General features: G+C 37.2%; 17 protein-coding genes. All 17 read left to right on the top strand.

The annotated features are described in order from the left end of the window. The first annotated feature begins 35 nt into the window (after positions 1-35). The gene (locus tag BUB87_RS01785) at positions 36-1,634 is read left to right on the top strand and encodes a peptidoglycan D,D-transpeptidase FtsI family protein (protein WP_143156591.1); all 1,599 of its coding nucleotides are present in this window, start codon (positions 36-38) and stop codon (positions 1,632-1,634) included. Positions 1,635-1,701: 67 nt separating this feature from the next. Next, entirely contained in the window at positions 1,702-2,415 is a 714-nt protein-coding gene (gene sigK / locus BUB87_RS01790; protein ID WP_073341387.1) for an RNA polymerase sporulation sigma factor SigK, read from the top strand. Positions 2,416-2,462: 47 nt separating this feature from the next. Then, complete coding sequence (locus BUB87_RS01795; RefSeq protein ID WP_234945922.1) at positions 2,463-2,945, top strand: YqeG family HAD IIIA-type phosphatase; 483 nt, start codon at positions 2,463-2,465, stop codon at positions 2,943-2,945. Between the two features lie 3 nt (positions 2,946-2,948). Then, positions 2,949-3,824: a shikimate dehydrogenase gene (gene aroE / locus BUB87_RS01800; RefSeq protein WP_073341389.1), complete on the top strand. Its 876-nt coding sequence runs from the start codon at positions 2,949-2,951 to the stop codon at positions 3,822-3,824. A gap of 11 nt (positions 3,825-3,835) precedes the next feature. Continuing rightward, the gene (locus BUB87_RS01805) at positions 3,836-5,500 is read left to right on the top strand and encodes a GspE/PulE family protein (RefSeq protein WP_073341390.1); all 1,665 of its coding nucleotides are present in this window, start codon (positions 3,836-3,838) and stop codon (positions 5,498-5,500) included. A gap of 7 nt (positions 5,501-5,507) precedes the next feature. After that, positions 5,508-6,569, top strand: a complete 1,062-nt coding sequence (locus tag BUB87_RS01810) for a type IV pilus twitching motility protein PilT (protein WP_073341391.1) — start codon at positions 5,508-5,510, stop codon at positions 6,567-6,569. Positions 6,570-6,574: 5 nt separating this feature from the next. Beyond that, a complete protein-coding gene (locus tag BUB87_RS01815) occupies positions 6,575-7,777 on the top strand; it encodes a type II secretion system F family protein (protein ID WP_073341392.1) in 1,203 nt (400 codons plus the stop codon). Between the two features lie 25 nt (positions 7,778-7,802). Next, on the top strand, positions 7,803-8,240 hold the full coding sequence (locus BUB87_RS01820; RefSeq protein WP_073341393.1) for a competence type IV pilus major pilin ComGC: 438 nt from the start codon (positions 7,803-7,805) through the stop codon (positions 8,238-8,240). 13 nt (positions 8,241-8,253) lie between these two features. After that, on the top strand, positions 8,254-9,006 hold the full coding sequence (locus tag BUB87_RS01825; protein ID WP_200792738.1) for a prepilin peptidase: 753 nt from the start codon (positions 8,254-8,256) through the stop codon (positions 9,004-9,006). A gap of 5 nt (positions 9,007-9,011) precedes the next feature. Further along, the gene (locus tag BUB87_RS01830) at positions 9,012-9,749 is read left to right on the top strand and encodes a type IV pilus modification PilV family protein (protein ID WP_073341395.1); all 738 of its coding nucleotides are present in this window, start codon (positions 9,012-9,014) and stop codon (positions 9,747-9,749) included. Continuing rightward, positions 9,746-10,192, top strand: coding sequence for a type IV pilus modification PilV family protein (locus BUB87_RS01835; protein ID WP_073341396.1), 447 nt, complete (start codon positions 9,746-9,748; stop codon positions 10,190-10,192). The genes BUB87_RS01830 and BUB87_RS01835 overlap by 4 nt, the downstream gene beginning before the upstream one ends. A gap of 4 nt (positions 10,193-10,196) precedes the next feature. Continuing rightward, positions 10,197-10,835: a type IV pilus modification PilV family protein gene (locus tag BUB87_RS14315; protein WP_073341397.1), complete on the top strand. Its 639-nt coding sequence runs from the start codon at positions 10,197-10,199 to the stop codon at positions 10,833-10,835. Between the two features lie 14 nt (positions 10,836-10,849). Continuing rightward, positions 10,850-11,788 carry a pilus assembly protein PilM gene (gene pilM, locus BUB87_RS01845; RefSeq protein ID WP_073341398.1) on the top strand — a complete coding sequence of 313 codons (939 nt, stop codon included), beginning with the start codon at positions 10,850-10,852 and terminating at the stop codon, positions 11,786-11,788. Further along, the gene (locus tag BUB87_RS01850; RefSeq protein ID WP_234945923.1) at positions 11,782-12,321 is read left to right on the top strand and encodes a PilN domain-containing protein; all 540 of its coding nucleotides are present in this window, start codon (positions 11,782-11,784) and stop codon (positions 12,319-12,321) included. The genes pilM and BUB87_RS01850 overlap by 7 nt, the downstream gene beginning before the upstream one ends. Next, the gene (gene pilO, locus BUB87_RS01855; RefSeq protein WP_073341400.1) at positions 12,318-13,073 is read left to right on the top strand and encodes a type 4a pilus biogenesis protein PilO; all 756 of its coding nucleotides are present in this window, start codon (positions 12,318-12,320) and stop codon (positions 13,071-13,073) included. Before BUB87_RS01850 ends, pilO begins: the two co-directional genes overlap by 4 nt. An 18-nt stretch (positions 13,074-13,091) precedes the next feature. Next, positions 13,092-13,373 carry a late competence development ComFB family protein gene (locus tag BUB87_RS01860; RefSeq protein ID WP_073341401.1) on the top strand — a complete coding sequence of 94 codons (282 nt, stop codon included), beginning with the start codon at positions 13,092-13,094 and terminating at the stop codon, positions 13,371-13,373. An 88-nt stretch (positions 13,374-13,461) separates the two neighbouring features. Then, positions 13,462-13,884: a type II secretion system protein gene (locus tag BUB87_RS01865; RefSeq protein ID WP_159432347.1), complete on the top strand. Its 423-nt coding sequence runs from the start codon at positions 13,462-13,464 to the stop codon at positions 13,882-13,884. Positions 13,885-14,006 lie beyond the last annotated feature (122 nt).

Raw genomic sequence — 14,006 nt, forward strand, 5'->3', positions numbered from 1 at the left:
GTCTATTATGGTAAATAATAGACTGGGTGATTTTTTTGAAGAGGATAAATAGTCTTTTATCGATGATACTTGCTTTGAGTTTTATTTTGATTGCGCGCTTTGCTTATATCCAGATTGTGAATGGCAGTATTTATTCGAGATCGGCTGTAGACCAGCGGGTAAGGAGGGTCTATTTATCTGATTATAGGGGAACTATATATGATCGAAATATGATACCTATCACAGAAAGAAAATCAACTCAATACGCTGTAGTGTTTCCAGACCTTATAAAAGATAAAAACAAAGCCATATCTTATCTGACGCGCATAACAGGTTGTGATGTCCTTACTTTAAAGAAACTGTTAAATGGTACAGCATTTACTCTTGCAATTGAAAATAGCAATATAAAAACACAACAAAATGGCATATACATAGCGACAGTATCCGAAAGATATTCTGATAAGGCGATAGCGTCTCATATAATAGGTTATTTAAATCTTTACTCACACAGCGGGGTATACGGCATTGAAAAAGCATATGATAATGTATTGAATTCAGGAGGACAAATTCAATATACCATTTTTTTAGATGGGAACTTACAAGCAATAAAGGGTCTCGGCTCACAGTATACAATTACAGGAGTAAAGCGTAGATCTTATGGTATAAAAACTACTATTGATTATCACATACAGAAAATTGCAGAAGATGTTATGGATGAACATCATATAAATGGAGCTGTGGTGATATTAGATGTCAAGACAGGCCAAATATTGGCTATGGCCAGCAGGCCTAATTTTGTCCCATCAAAAATATCAGAATACCTGAGTAACAGCGATGGGGCATTGGTAAATAAAGCCCTTACAGCATATCCGCTGGGGTCAGTCTTTAAAACCGTTGTGGCAGCGGCAGCTTTGGAAAATAATGTAATCACAGAAAAACAGACTTTCTATTGTACGGGCAATGTTAAAATTGATGGTATATCATACCCTTGTTATAAGAATAAAGCCCATGGGCCTGTGGATATGGATAAAGCCTTTGCTCTCTCATGCAATACCACGTTTATAAAAATAGGAGAAAGAGTGGGAAGCAGCAGAATTATTGATATGGCAGAAAAATTTGGCTTTGGAAATAAGGTGATTAATTTTTCAGAGGAAAACACTGGCCACATACCCCAACCGAAAGAGGTAGCAGGGGCAGGTATTGGCAATTTGTCGATTGGCCAGGGGACGCTGACTGTAACGCCACTTCAAGTAGCTGATATGATGGCAACTATAGCGAACAACGGCATCCGGCATATTCCTATTATTGTTCAGGGCATCGTAGACGACAACGGTAATTTGATTAGGAAAGAAAATGTTAATAGATCCTATAGGGTTATATCTGCAAGCACAGCTAAGAAACTACAACAGATGTTAAGGGATGTGGTAACAGATGGTACTGGCATCAGAGCTGATATACGGGAGGGCAGCGCAGGTAAAACTGGAACGGCTGAAACGGGAAAAACCGGGATTTCTCACGGATGGTTTGCGGGTTACGCTCCTTACAGTGATCCCAGGTATGCTGTTGTAGTATTTGCAGAAAACGGAGGAGAAGGAGGAGTTAGAGCAGCGCCTGTATTTAAAGATATTGTTGAAAATATTTTAAAAATAAAATAAAGTGGACTTGCACGCACCTCCACAGGATTTCATATGATGTATTGTAAGCTATTGTGGAGGTGAAGCCATGGTAGGCCTTATTACTTTTTTCTTGCCTCTTGTAAATAATATGTTTTTTTTATCTGGTTATGTCAGCAATGCCAATTCATTTCCACAGCCTTTAAGTGCTGAGGAAGAAGAAGAATATATAAAAAGGTATCTAAATGGCGATGAAGAAGCTAAAAATATATTGGTTGAGAGGAATCTCAGGCTTGTTGCTCATATAGTAAAGAAGTATTCTAATGCGGGGATAGATAGTGACGATTTAATATCGATAGGAACAATAGGGCTTATAAAGGCTATAACGACCTTCAACAAAACCAAAGGCGTAAGGCTGGCTACTTACGCTTCACGCTGTATAGAAAACGAACTCTTAATGTATCTCCGCTCAAATAAAAAGGAAAGAAATGAGGTATCGTTACAAGATCCTATAGGAATTGATAGGGAGGGGAATGAGATATCGCTTATGGACATTATACCGGTCGCTGATCCTGATAGCGTATGTAACGAGGTTGAAACAAAACTTCAGATAAAAAGGTTAAAAGATAAAATTGATACTGTACTTAAAAACAGGGAAAAGTTAGTAATAGAGCTTAGATACGGTTTAACCAATATGGGTGTAAAGACTCAGATGGAGATCGCGAATATTTTAGGTATATCAAGGTCTTATGTATCCAGGATTGAGAAAAAAGCTTTAAAAAAGCTTCTAAAAGAATTATTAATACCGGGAAGCTGCCGTTGAACAACGGCGCTTTTTTGTATATAATGTAGCCATGGAGAGTGATTTTGTTGTTTTATCCAAATGAATATTATAAGACCTTCAGCGACATAGACATAGATCATCTAAAAAGAATAGGAATAAAGGGTATAATAGTTGATATAGATAACACTTTGATACCCTGGTCGAATAAGGTTCCGGATGAAAATACCTATCTCTGGATAAATAAGTTAAGAAACGAAGGATTTAAAGTCTGCCTTATATCCAACAATACCAAAAGTAGGGTTCAAGAATTTAATAAAGATTTGAATTGTCCTGTAGTATGGAATGCTAAAAAGCCTTTGAAGGCAGCATATATAAAGGCGTCTAAGTATTTGGATTGTCCGGTGAAAAATATAGCTGTTGTAGGTGATCAGATTTTTACAGATGTATTTGGAGGAAACAGAATGGGTATGTATACGATTCTCGTAGACCCATTATCAGAAAAAGAGTTTTTCTGGACCAAACTTATCAGGAAAATTGAAAAAAAATTAAGGGATAAATTGAGGGGATAGATTATGAATGTGATAAATAGCAGTACAAAGCTTTATGCCGTTATAGGACATCCCATAAAGCATAGCTTATCACCCCATATACATAATTTTTCTTTTAAATATGCAGGTGTAAATGCTGTTTATTTGTGCTTTGATATCAATCCTGATCGACTAGGCGATGCTATAAATGGCTTTAAGGCCATAGGTTTAAGTGGCTTTAATGTAACAATACCCTATAAGGAAAGTATAATTAAATATCTAGATGAAGTTGATGTAAATGCCGGATTGATTGGAGCTGTAAACACTGTAATTAATAAAGATGGGCATTTTAAGGGATATAATACCGACGGCATAGGCTTTATAAATACGTTGAAAAATCATCATATAGAAATAAATGAGGTCATTGTTTTAGGAGCTGGTGGAGCTTCCAGGGCTATATGTACAGCTCTTATACTCAATGGTGCAAAAAGGATTAACATTATAAACAGGACTTATGAGAACGCTGTAAAGCTCGCAAGCCATATACAATCAATAGATTCTAAATGCAAGGTAAACGCGGATACGTTAGAAAATATTTCAAAGTATGAGGCGGAGCTGCTGGTCAATACCACATCTGTAGGGATGTGGCCCCATGTGGATAATTCGCCAGTTGATGACATTCCAAAAGGAGTCAAAGTGGTATATGATATAGTATATAATCCTTATGAAACCAAACTTATAAAGATGGCCAAAGAGAAAGGATGTCAAATCGTATACGGTATAGAGATGCTCATAGGGCAAGCAGTAGAATCATTTAAGATATGGACGGGTGTAGATATACCAGAAGACGTTATAATTACATATCTTAAAAAAGAAGGAATTTTGTTTAATATGTCGAATAATATACACAATGTAACATAAGAGGTGAGTTAATGGCAAGAAAAAGGTTAGGAGATATCCTCATTGAAAACGAATTAATCACTAAAGAGCAGCTGGATCAGGCCATAAAGATTCAAAATCAAACAGGTAAGCGGCTGGGGAAGGTTCTTTCTGAAATGGGGCTTATCACAGAAAACAGGTTGATAGAGATATTAGAATTTCAGTTGGGTATACCTCATGTAGATTTAAAGCGCTACTACATCGATAAGAATGCAGTTTTCATGGTACCAGAAGAAGTGGCAAGGCGTAATATGCTCATCCCCGTAAAAAGAGATGAAAACAATATTTATGTCGCAATGAGCGATCCTATGGATATATTGGCGATCGATGATGTAAAACTCATAACCAAATTGAATGTTATCCCTCTGATAGCTACAGAAGAGGATATAAAAGATGCCATAAAAAAGTACTACGAACCCGAGGAAGTAGAACGAGCTGTAAATGATTTCGATAGTGAATATGAGGTAAATGCCCAGGTACAAAGTGATGAGATAAATAACGCCCCTGCTGTTCGATTGGTCAATTCTATAATAGAACAGGCCGTTAGAAGCAGGGCATCTGATATACATATAGAGCCATCTGCCACCGATGTAAGGGTGAGGTTCAGGATAGACGGCCAGCTTATAGAAAATATGAGCGCCCAAAAGAGCGTTCACGGTCCCCTTATAACTCGTATAAAGATAATGAGCAATTTAAACATTGCAGAGAGAAGGTTGCCCCAGGACGGGAGAATTGAGCTAAACGTGGAAGGGAAGGACATGGATATACGCGTATCTGTGCTTCCAACAATACATGGAGAAAAGGCTGTTTTGAGGCTGTTAGACCGGAGTAGCTTTTTGGTATCTAAGCATGAACTGGGCTTAAATCCTTATGAATTAAAACTTTTTGATCTTTTTATCAGAAATTCCCATGGCATAATACTGGTGACAGGTCCTACAGGTAGCGGTAAGACCACGACCCTTTATACCATGTTGCGAGAGGTCAATACTCCCGACAAGAACATCGTCACCGTTGAAGATCCTGTTGAATACATGCTTCCGGGAGTAAACCAGGTGCAGGTCAATGAGAAAGCGGGGCTTACCTTTGCAACGACATTGAGATCGATTTTGCGACAGGATCCTAATATAATAATGATAGGAGAGATAAGGGATACAGAGACGGCTCAGATTGCTGTCAGGTCTGCCATCACAGGTCACCTTGTATTATCTACACTACATACCAATGATGCGCCAAGTACGGTAGCCAGGCTAGTAGATATGGGGATTGAGCCGTATCTGGTGTCGGCATCGCTTATAGGTGTCATAGCGCAGCGCCTGGTAAGAAGGGTGTGCGATAATTGCAAATACGCTTATCAGGCTAGTGAAAGCGAGAAGCGCCTTCTGGGTTATGAGGTGAGTGAGGATCTTACGCTATATCGAGGGAGGGGCTGCGCTTTATGTAACAAAACAGGCTATAGAGGAAGGCTGGCGGTATTTGAAATCATGTCCGTGTCAAAGGATATAAGGGAAATGATCAATGAAAAGGCCTCTATAGATGTATTAAGAGATCTAGCTATAAAGCAGGGAATGATCACACTTAAAGAAAGCGCAAGGCGAAAAGTCCTGGATGGTTTGACGACTATTGATGAGATGCTTAGAATTGCTTATATGGAGGAGTAAATCCTGTATGGTTGATATAATAGAGCTTTTGACAGAGGCTGTAAGCAGGAAGGCATCTGATCTCCACATAACCATAGGAATTCCACCTGTTTTAAGAATAAATGGACATTTGGTAAGAACTGATTATCAGCCTTTAAGGGCCGAAGATACAGAAGCCTTTGTACAGCAGCTTATGTCTCGGGAGCAATATGAGATTCTAAAGCAGAAGGGCGAGATTGACTTTTCTTACTCCTTACACGGCGTAGGTCGCTTCAGGATAAATGCTTATAAGCAGAGGGGTACATTTAGCCTTGCTATAAGGATGGTGGCGTTAAATGTACCATCTATTGAGGAATTGGGTCTTCCTTTAATCGTAAAAGACCTGGCTATGAAAACCAGAGGTCTTGTGCTTGTTACTGGTCCAACAGGCAGTGGTAAATCCACGACATTGGCTGCTATGATCGATTTGATAAATAGCAATAGAGAATGCCATATACTTACGTTGGAAGATCCTATAGAATACCTTCATAAGCATAAAAAGAGCATTGTAAATCAAAGGGAAATAGGTTATGACAGTATGTCCTTTGCCAGTGCGTTGAGGTCCGCTTTGAGAGAAGATCCTGATGTAATATTGGTAGGAGAGATGCGAGACCTGGAGACTATGCAGATAGCCTTGACGGCTGCTGAGACTGGCCATCTGGTTTTGTCTACGTTGCATACCATTGGAGCTGCCAAAACTATTGATAGGATTGTGGATGTGTTTCCACCCTATCAGCAACAACAGATTAAGGTACAGTTATCTATGGTGTTAGAAGGAGTTATATCACAGCAATTGTTGAGAAGTGCTGACGGAAATAAGCGGGTTTTGGCTACAGAAGTAATGGTGGCCACACCGGCTATAAGAAACCTCATAAGGGAAGGAAAAACATTTCAAATACAGTCTTCAGTGCAGACAGGGGCTAAATATGGAATGCATACAATGGATTCAAGCATTGCAAACTTGTATAAGAATGGTATAATAACATTAGAAGAAGCCCAGATGTATGCTATGGAACCAGAAAATATGCTTATGCTTTTAGGCAGAAGGTGAAGATTATGCCCCAGTATTTTTTTAGAGCAAGAGATGCACAAGGATTGCTTGTCTCAGGTACTATCGATGCAGACAATTATAGTGAAGCAGTAAAAGCTGTTCAAGATAAGAAAGTATACCCCGTGGAGATAAAAGAGATAATACAAGGAAGAAACATAAGTATTGAGTTTTCAAAAGTAAAGGTATCGGATCTAGCTATATTCTGCAGGCAGTTTGCTACACTTCTAAATGCGGGCATATCCATTGCCAACTGCTTTGACATCTTGCGCCAACAGACGTCTAACAAGAAATTGAGAGATGTATTGGGCCAGATTTACGAAGATGTTCAAAAAGGCAAGAGCTTGTCGGAATCTATGAGGTCATATTCGGTATTTCCTGAGATATTGATAAACATGATAGAAGCAGGTGAAGTCAGCGGCCGGTTAGATATGGTACTGGACCGCATGGCTGTGTACTTTGAGAAGGAAAATGCTACAAACCAGAAGATAAAGGCAGCGCTTACATATCCGGCTATAGTTTCGGTAGTTGCCGTCTTAGTTGTTATATTTTTGGTCTCTTATGTTCTCCCTACATTTATAAATATGTTGACCAGTGCTGGTGCACAATTGCCGCTACCTACAAAGATATTGCTCACTGTTAGTTTTATTTTAGGTCACTTTTGGTATTACATCTTTGCCATACTTTTTCTCACTGCATTGTCTTTGTACAGGTATATAAAGACACCTGAAGGAAGGCGCATGTATGATTGGATTAAGCTTAAGGCACCCATATTTGGCAATTTAAATCGCCGTGTAATAACTTCGCGGTTCACCCGGACACTGGGTGTGCTCTTAGCCAGTGGTATACCCGTGATGCAGGCCATGCAAGTGGTGGAAAAAGTAGTGGGAAATGTCATTGTGGCAGAGGGGCTCAAAAGAGCTGAAGAGGGTATAAGACAGGGCAAAGGTCTCTCAAAGCCGCTGAGCTCCATAGGTGTATTTCAGCCTATGGTTATACAGATGATATCCGTCGGTGAAGAATCGGGTATGCTTGACAGCCTTCTTGATAAGACGGCGGATTTCTTTGACGGCGAAGTGGACAGGGCTGTCTCTCAGATGACCACAATGCTGGAGCCTGTTATCATTCTGGTCCTTGCAGTAGTTGTGGGATTTATAGTCATTTCAATTGTCATGCCCATGTTTCAGATGTATAATACCATCAAATACTGAAATGGAGGGGAAGGAGGTGAGAAGGATGAAGAGGATATGGGAAGCATTATCGAGAAAAACCCGCGACGAGAGGGGCTTTACGCTGGTAGAGCTTATTGTAGTGCTCGCTATATTAAGCATACTGGCTCTAATTGCTGTACCTCGTTTTACAGGAACACTAAACAATGCAAAGACCAAGGCAGATGAAACCACAGCTCAAATTATAGCTGATGCAGCTGCAAGGTATGTACTGGATAACAGTATTGATAGTGGTACTACTAGTATAGATTTACAAACGTTAAAAGATAATGGTTATTTAGAGGATATACCAAAACCTCAATCGGGGGAAGGAGATTTTACAGTTAAAGTAACTTCTGGTACTAATAATACAGCTACTATAGAAGTTTCATGGCCAAAAGCAACTAATCCTGTTAAAAGAACTGTGGATATAATAACGTCAAATAAGAATACTTCATCTCAATAACCTCAAGGAGGTAATCATGTTTATATTGTATATCTTTGTATTTATAATTGGCGCTATTATAGGCAGCTTTCTCAATGTAGTCATATACAGAGTGCCGAGGGAAGAGTCTATTACGTATCCACCTTCTCACTGCACTCGCTGCGGTGAAAGACTTAAAGCCCATGAACTCATACCTATCATAAGTTATATATTGCTGAAAGGTAGATGTTCGCACTGCGGCGAGAGGATATCGCCGAGGTACATTGCCGTTGAGGCTATAACTGGATTATCCTTTGTGCTTCTGTTTTGGAAGTTTGGAGTATCTGCTGATGCGTTCTTTTATGCACTGCTTGTTTCGATGTTGATCTCATTATCGTTTATAGATTTAGAGCATATGATAATACCAGACAAAATCCTGGCAGTGGGGTTTATAGGTGGTATTGTCTGTAGATTAATAGATCTAACGGGCTTGCATGATTACCTCATAGGTGTTTTGTTGGGGTTTGGATTGCTTTTTTTAATAGCGTTGATTTCAGGAGGCATGGGGATGGGCGATGCTAAACTCATGGGAGTAATAGCGTTATACGTGGATTGGAAGTTAGTTCTCTCTACCTTGTTTTTGTCCTTTGTTATAGGTGCAGTGATAAGCCTCATCCTCATAGCTTCCAAGGTGAAAGGACGTAAAGATTATATTCCCTTTGGACCGTTTATATCAGTGGGTGCTTTCATATCGATTTTGTTTGGGTATCAGCTTTTAAACTGGTACATGACCCTTATAAGAGGGTGATATACATGAAATGGCTTTATAATAAACAAGGTGGTTTTACACTGCTGGAATTGGTAGTAACGATAGGGATACTTGGCATAATAATGGTGCCTATATTAGGGTTGTTTAATCAAGCTTATTTAGTAGATCAGGGCTCATGGTCGAAAATCCAAACTCTTAATGCTGCCCAGGCGGTTATGGAAGATGTGATGGCCGGGAAGGTATCTGAAGGTTATCAGCCGCCTAAAGGGTATTGTGTTGATGTAAAGTCCTCTAATGTGAGCGGCGTTTCTGGCTTAAACAAGGTACACATTAAGGTATATCCTCAAAATGCCCCCAATTGGGGTGTAGAGCTTACAGCTTATACGGCAGGAGATGTGTCTTATGAGTCCCCTGGGAATAACGGTGAACAAAATGGGAAACCAAAGGAGGATAGCTTTTACAAGTGGCTTAGAGCCCATACGGATACTTTTAACACTATGTTTATATTGGTATTGGTGATATATCTTGCCTCTACCGTATTTTCAAAAGAGACGATTTTTGACCTGGCTATACCTGATTCTAAAAAAGCTTTTGATTATGTTATGGATATTCTGCACGATAAGTTTTACGGCGTGGATTATAAGGGTGTTATCAAAAATGCCGATCTGGCCAGTGAAATTGAAAAAGCTCATGGGTTAAAAGGCACCGATTGGGGAATTGTAAAAAAGCTAGCAAAATTTCTGGATAACCTGAGAGAAAAATTGAATGTGTGGTTTTTATGAGTGTAAAATATACTTTTGGACAAAGAGGTTTCACATTGGTGGAATTGATAATAACTATATCGCTGTTTAGTATTGTATTTCTGGTTGTGGCTTCTTTTTTTAGATATGAATTGTTAAGCTTCAGGGTATTAAGCGACGACGCAAAGCTTAAGGTGCAAATGGACGATTTAATGAATAGTATAGTAGAAGATATACGAGCTGTAAATGATTCTGATTTAATAAGTATTTCAGCGGATGATTCAAATTTTATATTAAAAGTAGGTAATGATGAATACAATTATGACAAAAATGATTTAAAGGTATATAAAAATAGGTATCTTTTAGCAGAAGACATAGAGAATTTTTACGTGAGTGTAAATGAGAGAACGATAAATATCTTTATAACAGGAAAAGGTGCTCGTAGGGATTATACGTTGACGACATCTGTCGTCTTGCGCAGGTGATTGTATGAATCAAAAAGGATATTCGTTAGTTTCAATTGTAATTGTTTTTTTTATATTGTCATTGTTGGGATTGTCTGTTTTATGGGTGACCTTTAACCAAAGATCTAAAGTAAATAGGGATTATGACAATCTATCAGCAATTTATGCCGCTGAAAGCGGCATCGAATACATGAAGGCTGTTATAAATAACAGTATAGATAACAATTCTAATAATAATGGAAATAATGGCAATAAAAATAATAATAGCGGCAAAAAAGAAAATAATGGTAACAAACAAAACGAAGGAAATAATGACAACGAGGACATTTTACAGCAGACACTTAGTGGTTATATAGACCAGATAGAAAAAATAGAAGGTGATAAACATTTTATTATAAAAGGTATTTCAGTTCTAGATAATAGTAACGGCAATGGCAATAATAACGGCAAAAGTAATGGTAATGGCAATAATAACGGCAATAATGGTAACGGCAATTCTTCATATGTAATATCAATTGCATCAGAAGGACATGCAGGTAAGCAGGTTTATACAGCTTATATCAAACTGATAGTGGATACGCATGGTAATTCAAGTTCTTTATCGATAGAAACGTGGAAGATAATTAAGGGAAGCTATAAACCTGCTATATTTAATAACTTGTAAATGGGAGAGGAACAATGGTATTTTTATTACCGAATATCGGCATAGATGTGGGTTCTAAATTCACAAAAATAGCTATTTTAAAAAAAGATAAATACAAATATTACAGCTTATTGACGCCGGACAATTGCGTGAACAATGGGCGAATATTAGACGTGGATAAATTGGCTTCTAGTATAAAGGATTTTTTTAAGAAAAATAGGATTAAGGGTCAACTGTGCTTTTCATTATCCTGTTCTGATATTATAATAAGAGAGATATATATGCCCAGGATGAGTGAAGCAGAGCTAAAAAATGCCGTGAGGTTTGAAGCTGGTAAATATATACCGATGTTATCTGATGATTATATTGTGGATTACAAGGTGTTAGGCGAAATAGATAATGGCTTGAGAGTGCTTTTAGTTGCCTGTCCACGGTCAACTATAGACGGATACTTAAATTTAGCCGTCAAGCTTAGAATGAAGATTAAGGCCGTCGATATTTTCCCAAACGCTGTAATAAAAGCCATAAAATTTTTTAAATTTCTTACAGATGATCCTATGGCATTAATAGATATGGGACATAAATACACCAAGATATTGATCGCTGAAAGGGGAGTATACGGGTTTTACAGAGAAATACCTTTTGGCAGTGAAAATGTAGCATTACTCCTGGCAAATAAGTACAATATCGATTTGAATACAGCTGATGAAAAACTGACAAAAGGCGATTATGACATAATTCAAATGGACGGTTTTTTCGACTCGCTTTTAAGGGAAATTGATACGGTATTTAATTACTATTACACCCATTTTAGAAAGGATATATCATATATATATTTAAGCGGTGGCCTTTCCAATATCAAAGGATTAGATGGGGTTATAAAGGATTATTTTAATATAGAAATAAAATATTTTTCATCAGAAGATATGAAGTGTATATTGCCTGCACTGGGAGCAGCCTTGAGGGGGTGTTGAATATAAAAGACATCAATCTACTGCCAGAAGAGATTTATATTAAAGAATATCAGAGAAAAAAAAGAATTTTAAAGACATTGTTAATTTTATTATTTTTTGCCTTTTTAATAGGTATCTATGTAGAAACAGTTAGGGTGCAGTCTACGTATGAAAGTAAAATCGATTCCATAACCATAAAGGCAAAGAATGGTACTATAAGTGACCTTTCAAGGCTTAAAGACTTGGAAAATGCTGTTGTATCAATGAAAAAATCTGTCGAGCAGATAAAAAAGACCAGAATGGATTGGCCTGCTATATTCGATGATATTACTTTAATAACTCCTAGAAATGTTTCTATTATAAATCTTACAGCTGATGAACAAGGGATGAAATTGACTGGAGAGGCCAAATCTGCGGAAGATATAGCATTATTTATTAAGAACCTCAAATCTTTAAATTATATTTATGAGATAAAACCTGTATCCATTGGAGATGAAAATAAGGGTATATTGTCTTTTAATTTGAATATATACTTTAAGGTGGCACAAAGATGAGTTTAACAAATAGGGAAAAACGGTTGATCATACTTTTGATAATCGTCTCTATATTGGCGCTGTATTACCAATATATTATCTATCCAAGGCTATTGAAAATAAATGAATTAAAAGCAAATTATATGTCGATGGAAAGAAGATATAACAGTACTACAAAAAGCATAGATGTTTCAAATATAGGTGATTCTATAAAAAAATATGAGAGGCAACTGGCATTATACGATGAGTATATTCCTGAGTATTCAAATATAGAGGACTTTATAGTAGAATTGTATAAATATGCTGAGACATCAGGAATAAAAATCCAATCGATTCAGTTTGACCAGGAGCAACAAGGCTCAAAGCAGCAGGAAGCAAAATCAAAGGTTTATAAGGTATATCCTATGATTATTGATGTCAAGGGTAGTTATACATGCATTGCCAATTTTGTGACGATGATTCAGAACTCTAGGAGGCTTACCACTATAAAAGGCGTATCGTTATCCAGATCTGAAGAAAGTATAAATGCTATTATAAACGTAAATATATATTACCAAAAAGATTCTTTTATGAACGCGAAAATGGGAAAATATTCAGGTAAGGACGATCCGTTTAAACCATTAGTAACTCCTGTTCAAGGTCAATCAACACAATCTAATGGTAATCTAACTCAAACGGGAAGTTCCCAGGTTCAGCAAGAGATCAATAAGGAGATAACGAATCAATTAAAGGAAACGATAAATAGCCTTATAGATAATATTGGTAAAAAATGAAAAAAGGAGGGAAAGAGTGTGTTAAAGGTGAAGAACTGTATGGAAGATCTTGTGTTTGAGATGATAGATGGGATTATAAAAGACATCGATGTGTGCAAATGTGATAAGTGTAAAATGGATATTGCAGCGCTGGCTTTAAATAATTTGAAACCTCATTATGTTGTGACGCCGATAGGAGAGGTATATACAAAAGTAAATATACTGAAACAGCAATTCGAGGCTGATATAATATCAGAGATAGTAAAAGCTGCTCAATATGTGGCAGAAAATCCAAGGCATGATGTCAACATTCTCAAATAGATGAATAAATCATAAAATGGTAGAAATTTTATTAATAAGAAGGAATCCCTCTATTTATGTCGAATTTACATAAATGGAGGGATTTGTTTTGATAAAAAATGGATTTACGTTGATGGAATTAATTTGCACATTAGCGATTTTGGCAGTTGTCATAACGGTGTCAGTTCCTTATGCTTTTGATATAGGCTCTATTAAGTTTGAAACAGCACAGCATAAACTATTAAATGATATTAGATATTACCAGGAGTTATCAGATTTTACTAATAAAACCCATACATTGATTTTTTATAACACTTATTATGTAATAAGTAATGGGATAAATTCGTCCAGAGTATATCTTCCTGATGGAGTTAAATTGACGGTAATATCTGGGTCCAATACTATAAAATTTGAAAGTGATGGTATGCCTGTAGGAATATATGGTTCGGGATGTAGTTTAAAGCTTTCGTATGAAGAGAAAAACGTTATTTTGACGATTAGACCTATTACAGGAAGGGTGAAGATAAAATAGAGCAAAAGGGCGTTGTATTAATCGATGTACTGTTAGCTATAGTGCTGATGGGTGTTTTAAGTATTCCAATTTTTTATATGTGGGAGAATACAAAAAGTGCCGTCCAGGAATCGGAGATACAA

This window comes from Caldanaerobius fijiensis DSM 17918, assembly GCF_900129075.1.
Lineage (GTDB): Bacteria > Bacillota > Thermoanaerobacteria > Thermoanaerobacterales > Caldanaerobiaceae > Caldanaerobius > Caldanaerobius fijiensis.

Bases quoted from the DNA above. Each gene is read 5' to 3' on its own strand.
- sigK (WP_073341387.1), top strand. From the start codon at position 1,702: ATGGTAGGCCTTATTACTTTTTTCTTGCCTCTTGTAAATAATATGTTT.
- pilO (WP_073341400.1), top strand. From the start codon at position 12,318: ATGAGTTTAACAAATAGGGAAAAACGGTTGATCATACTTTTGATAATC.
- BUB87_RS01805 (WP_073341390.1), top strand. From the start codon at position 3,836: ATGGCAAGAAAAAGGTTAGGAGATATCCTCATTGAAAACGAATTAATC.
- pilM (WP_073341398.1), top strand. From the start codon at position 10,850: ATGGTATTTTTATTACCGAATATCGGCATAGATGTGGGTTCTAAATTC.
- BUB87_RS01810 (WP_073341391.1), top strand. From the start codon at position 5,508: ATGGTTGATATAATAGAGCTTTTGACAGAGGCTGTAAGCAGGAAGGCA.
- BUB87_RS01820 (WP_073341393.1), top strand. From the start codon at position 7,803: ATGAAGAGGATATGGGAAGCATTATCGAGAAAAACCCGCGACGAGAGG.
- BUB87_RS01835 (WP_073341396.1), top strand. From the start codon at position 9,746: ATGAGTGTAAAATATACTTTTGGACAAAGAGGTTTCACATTGGTGGAA.
- BUB87_RS01830 (WP_073341395.1), top strand. From the start codon at position 9,012: ATGAAATGGCTTTATAATAAACAAGGTGGTTTTACACTGCTGGAATTG.
- BUB87_RS14315 (WP_073341397.1), top strand. From the start codon at position 10,197: ATGAATCAAAAAGGATATTCGTTAGTTTCAATTGTAATTGTTTTTTTT.
- BUB87_RS01815 (WP_073341392.1), top strand. From the start codon at position 6,575: ATGCCCCAGTATTTTTTTAGAGCAAGAGATGCACAAGGATTGCTTGTC.
- aroE (WP_073341389.1), top strand. From the start codon at position 2,949: ATGAATGTGATAAATAGCAGTACAAAGCTTTATGCCGTTATAGGACAT.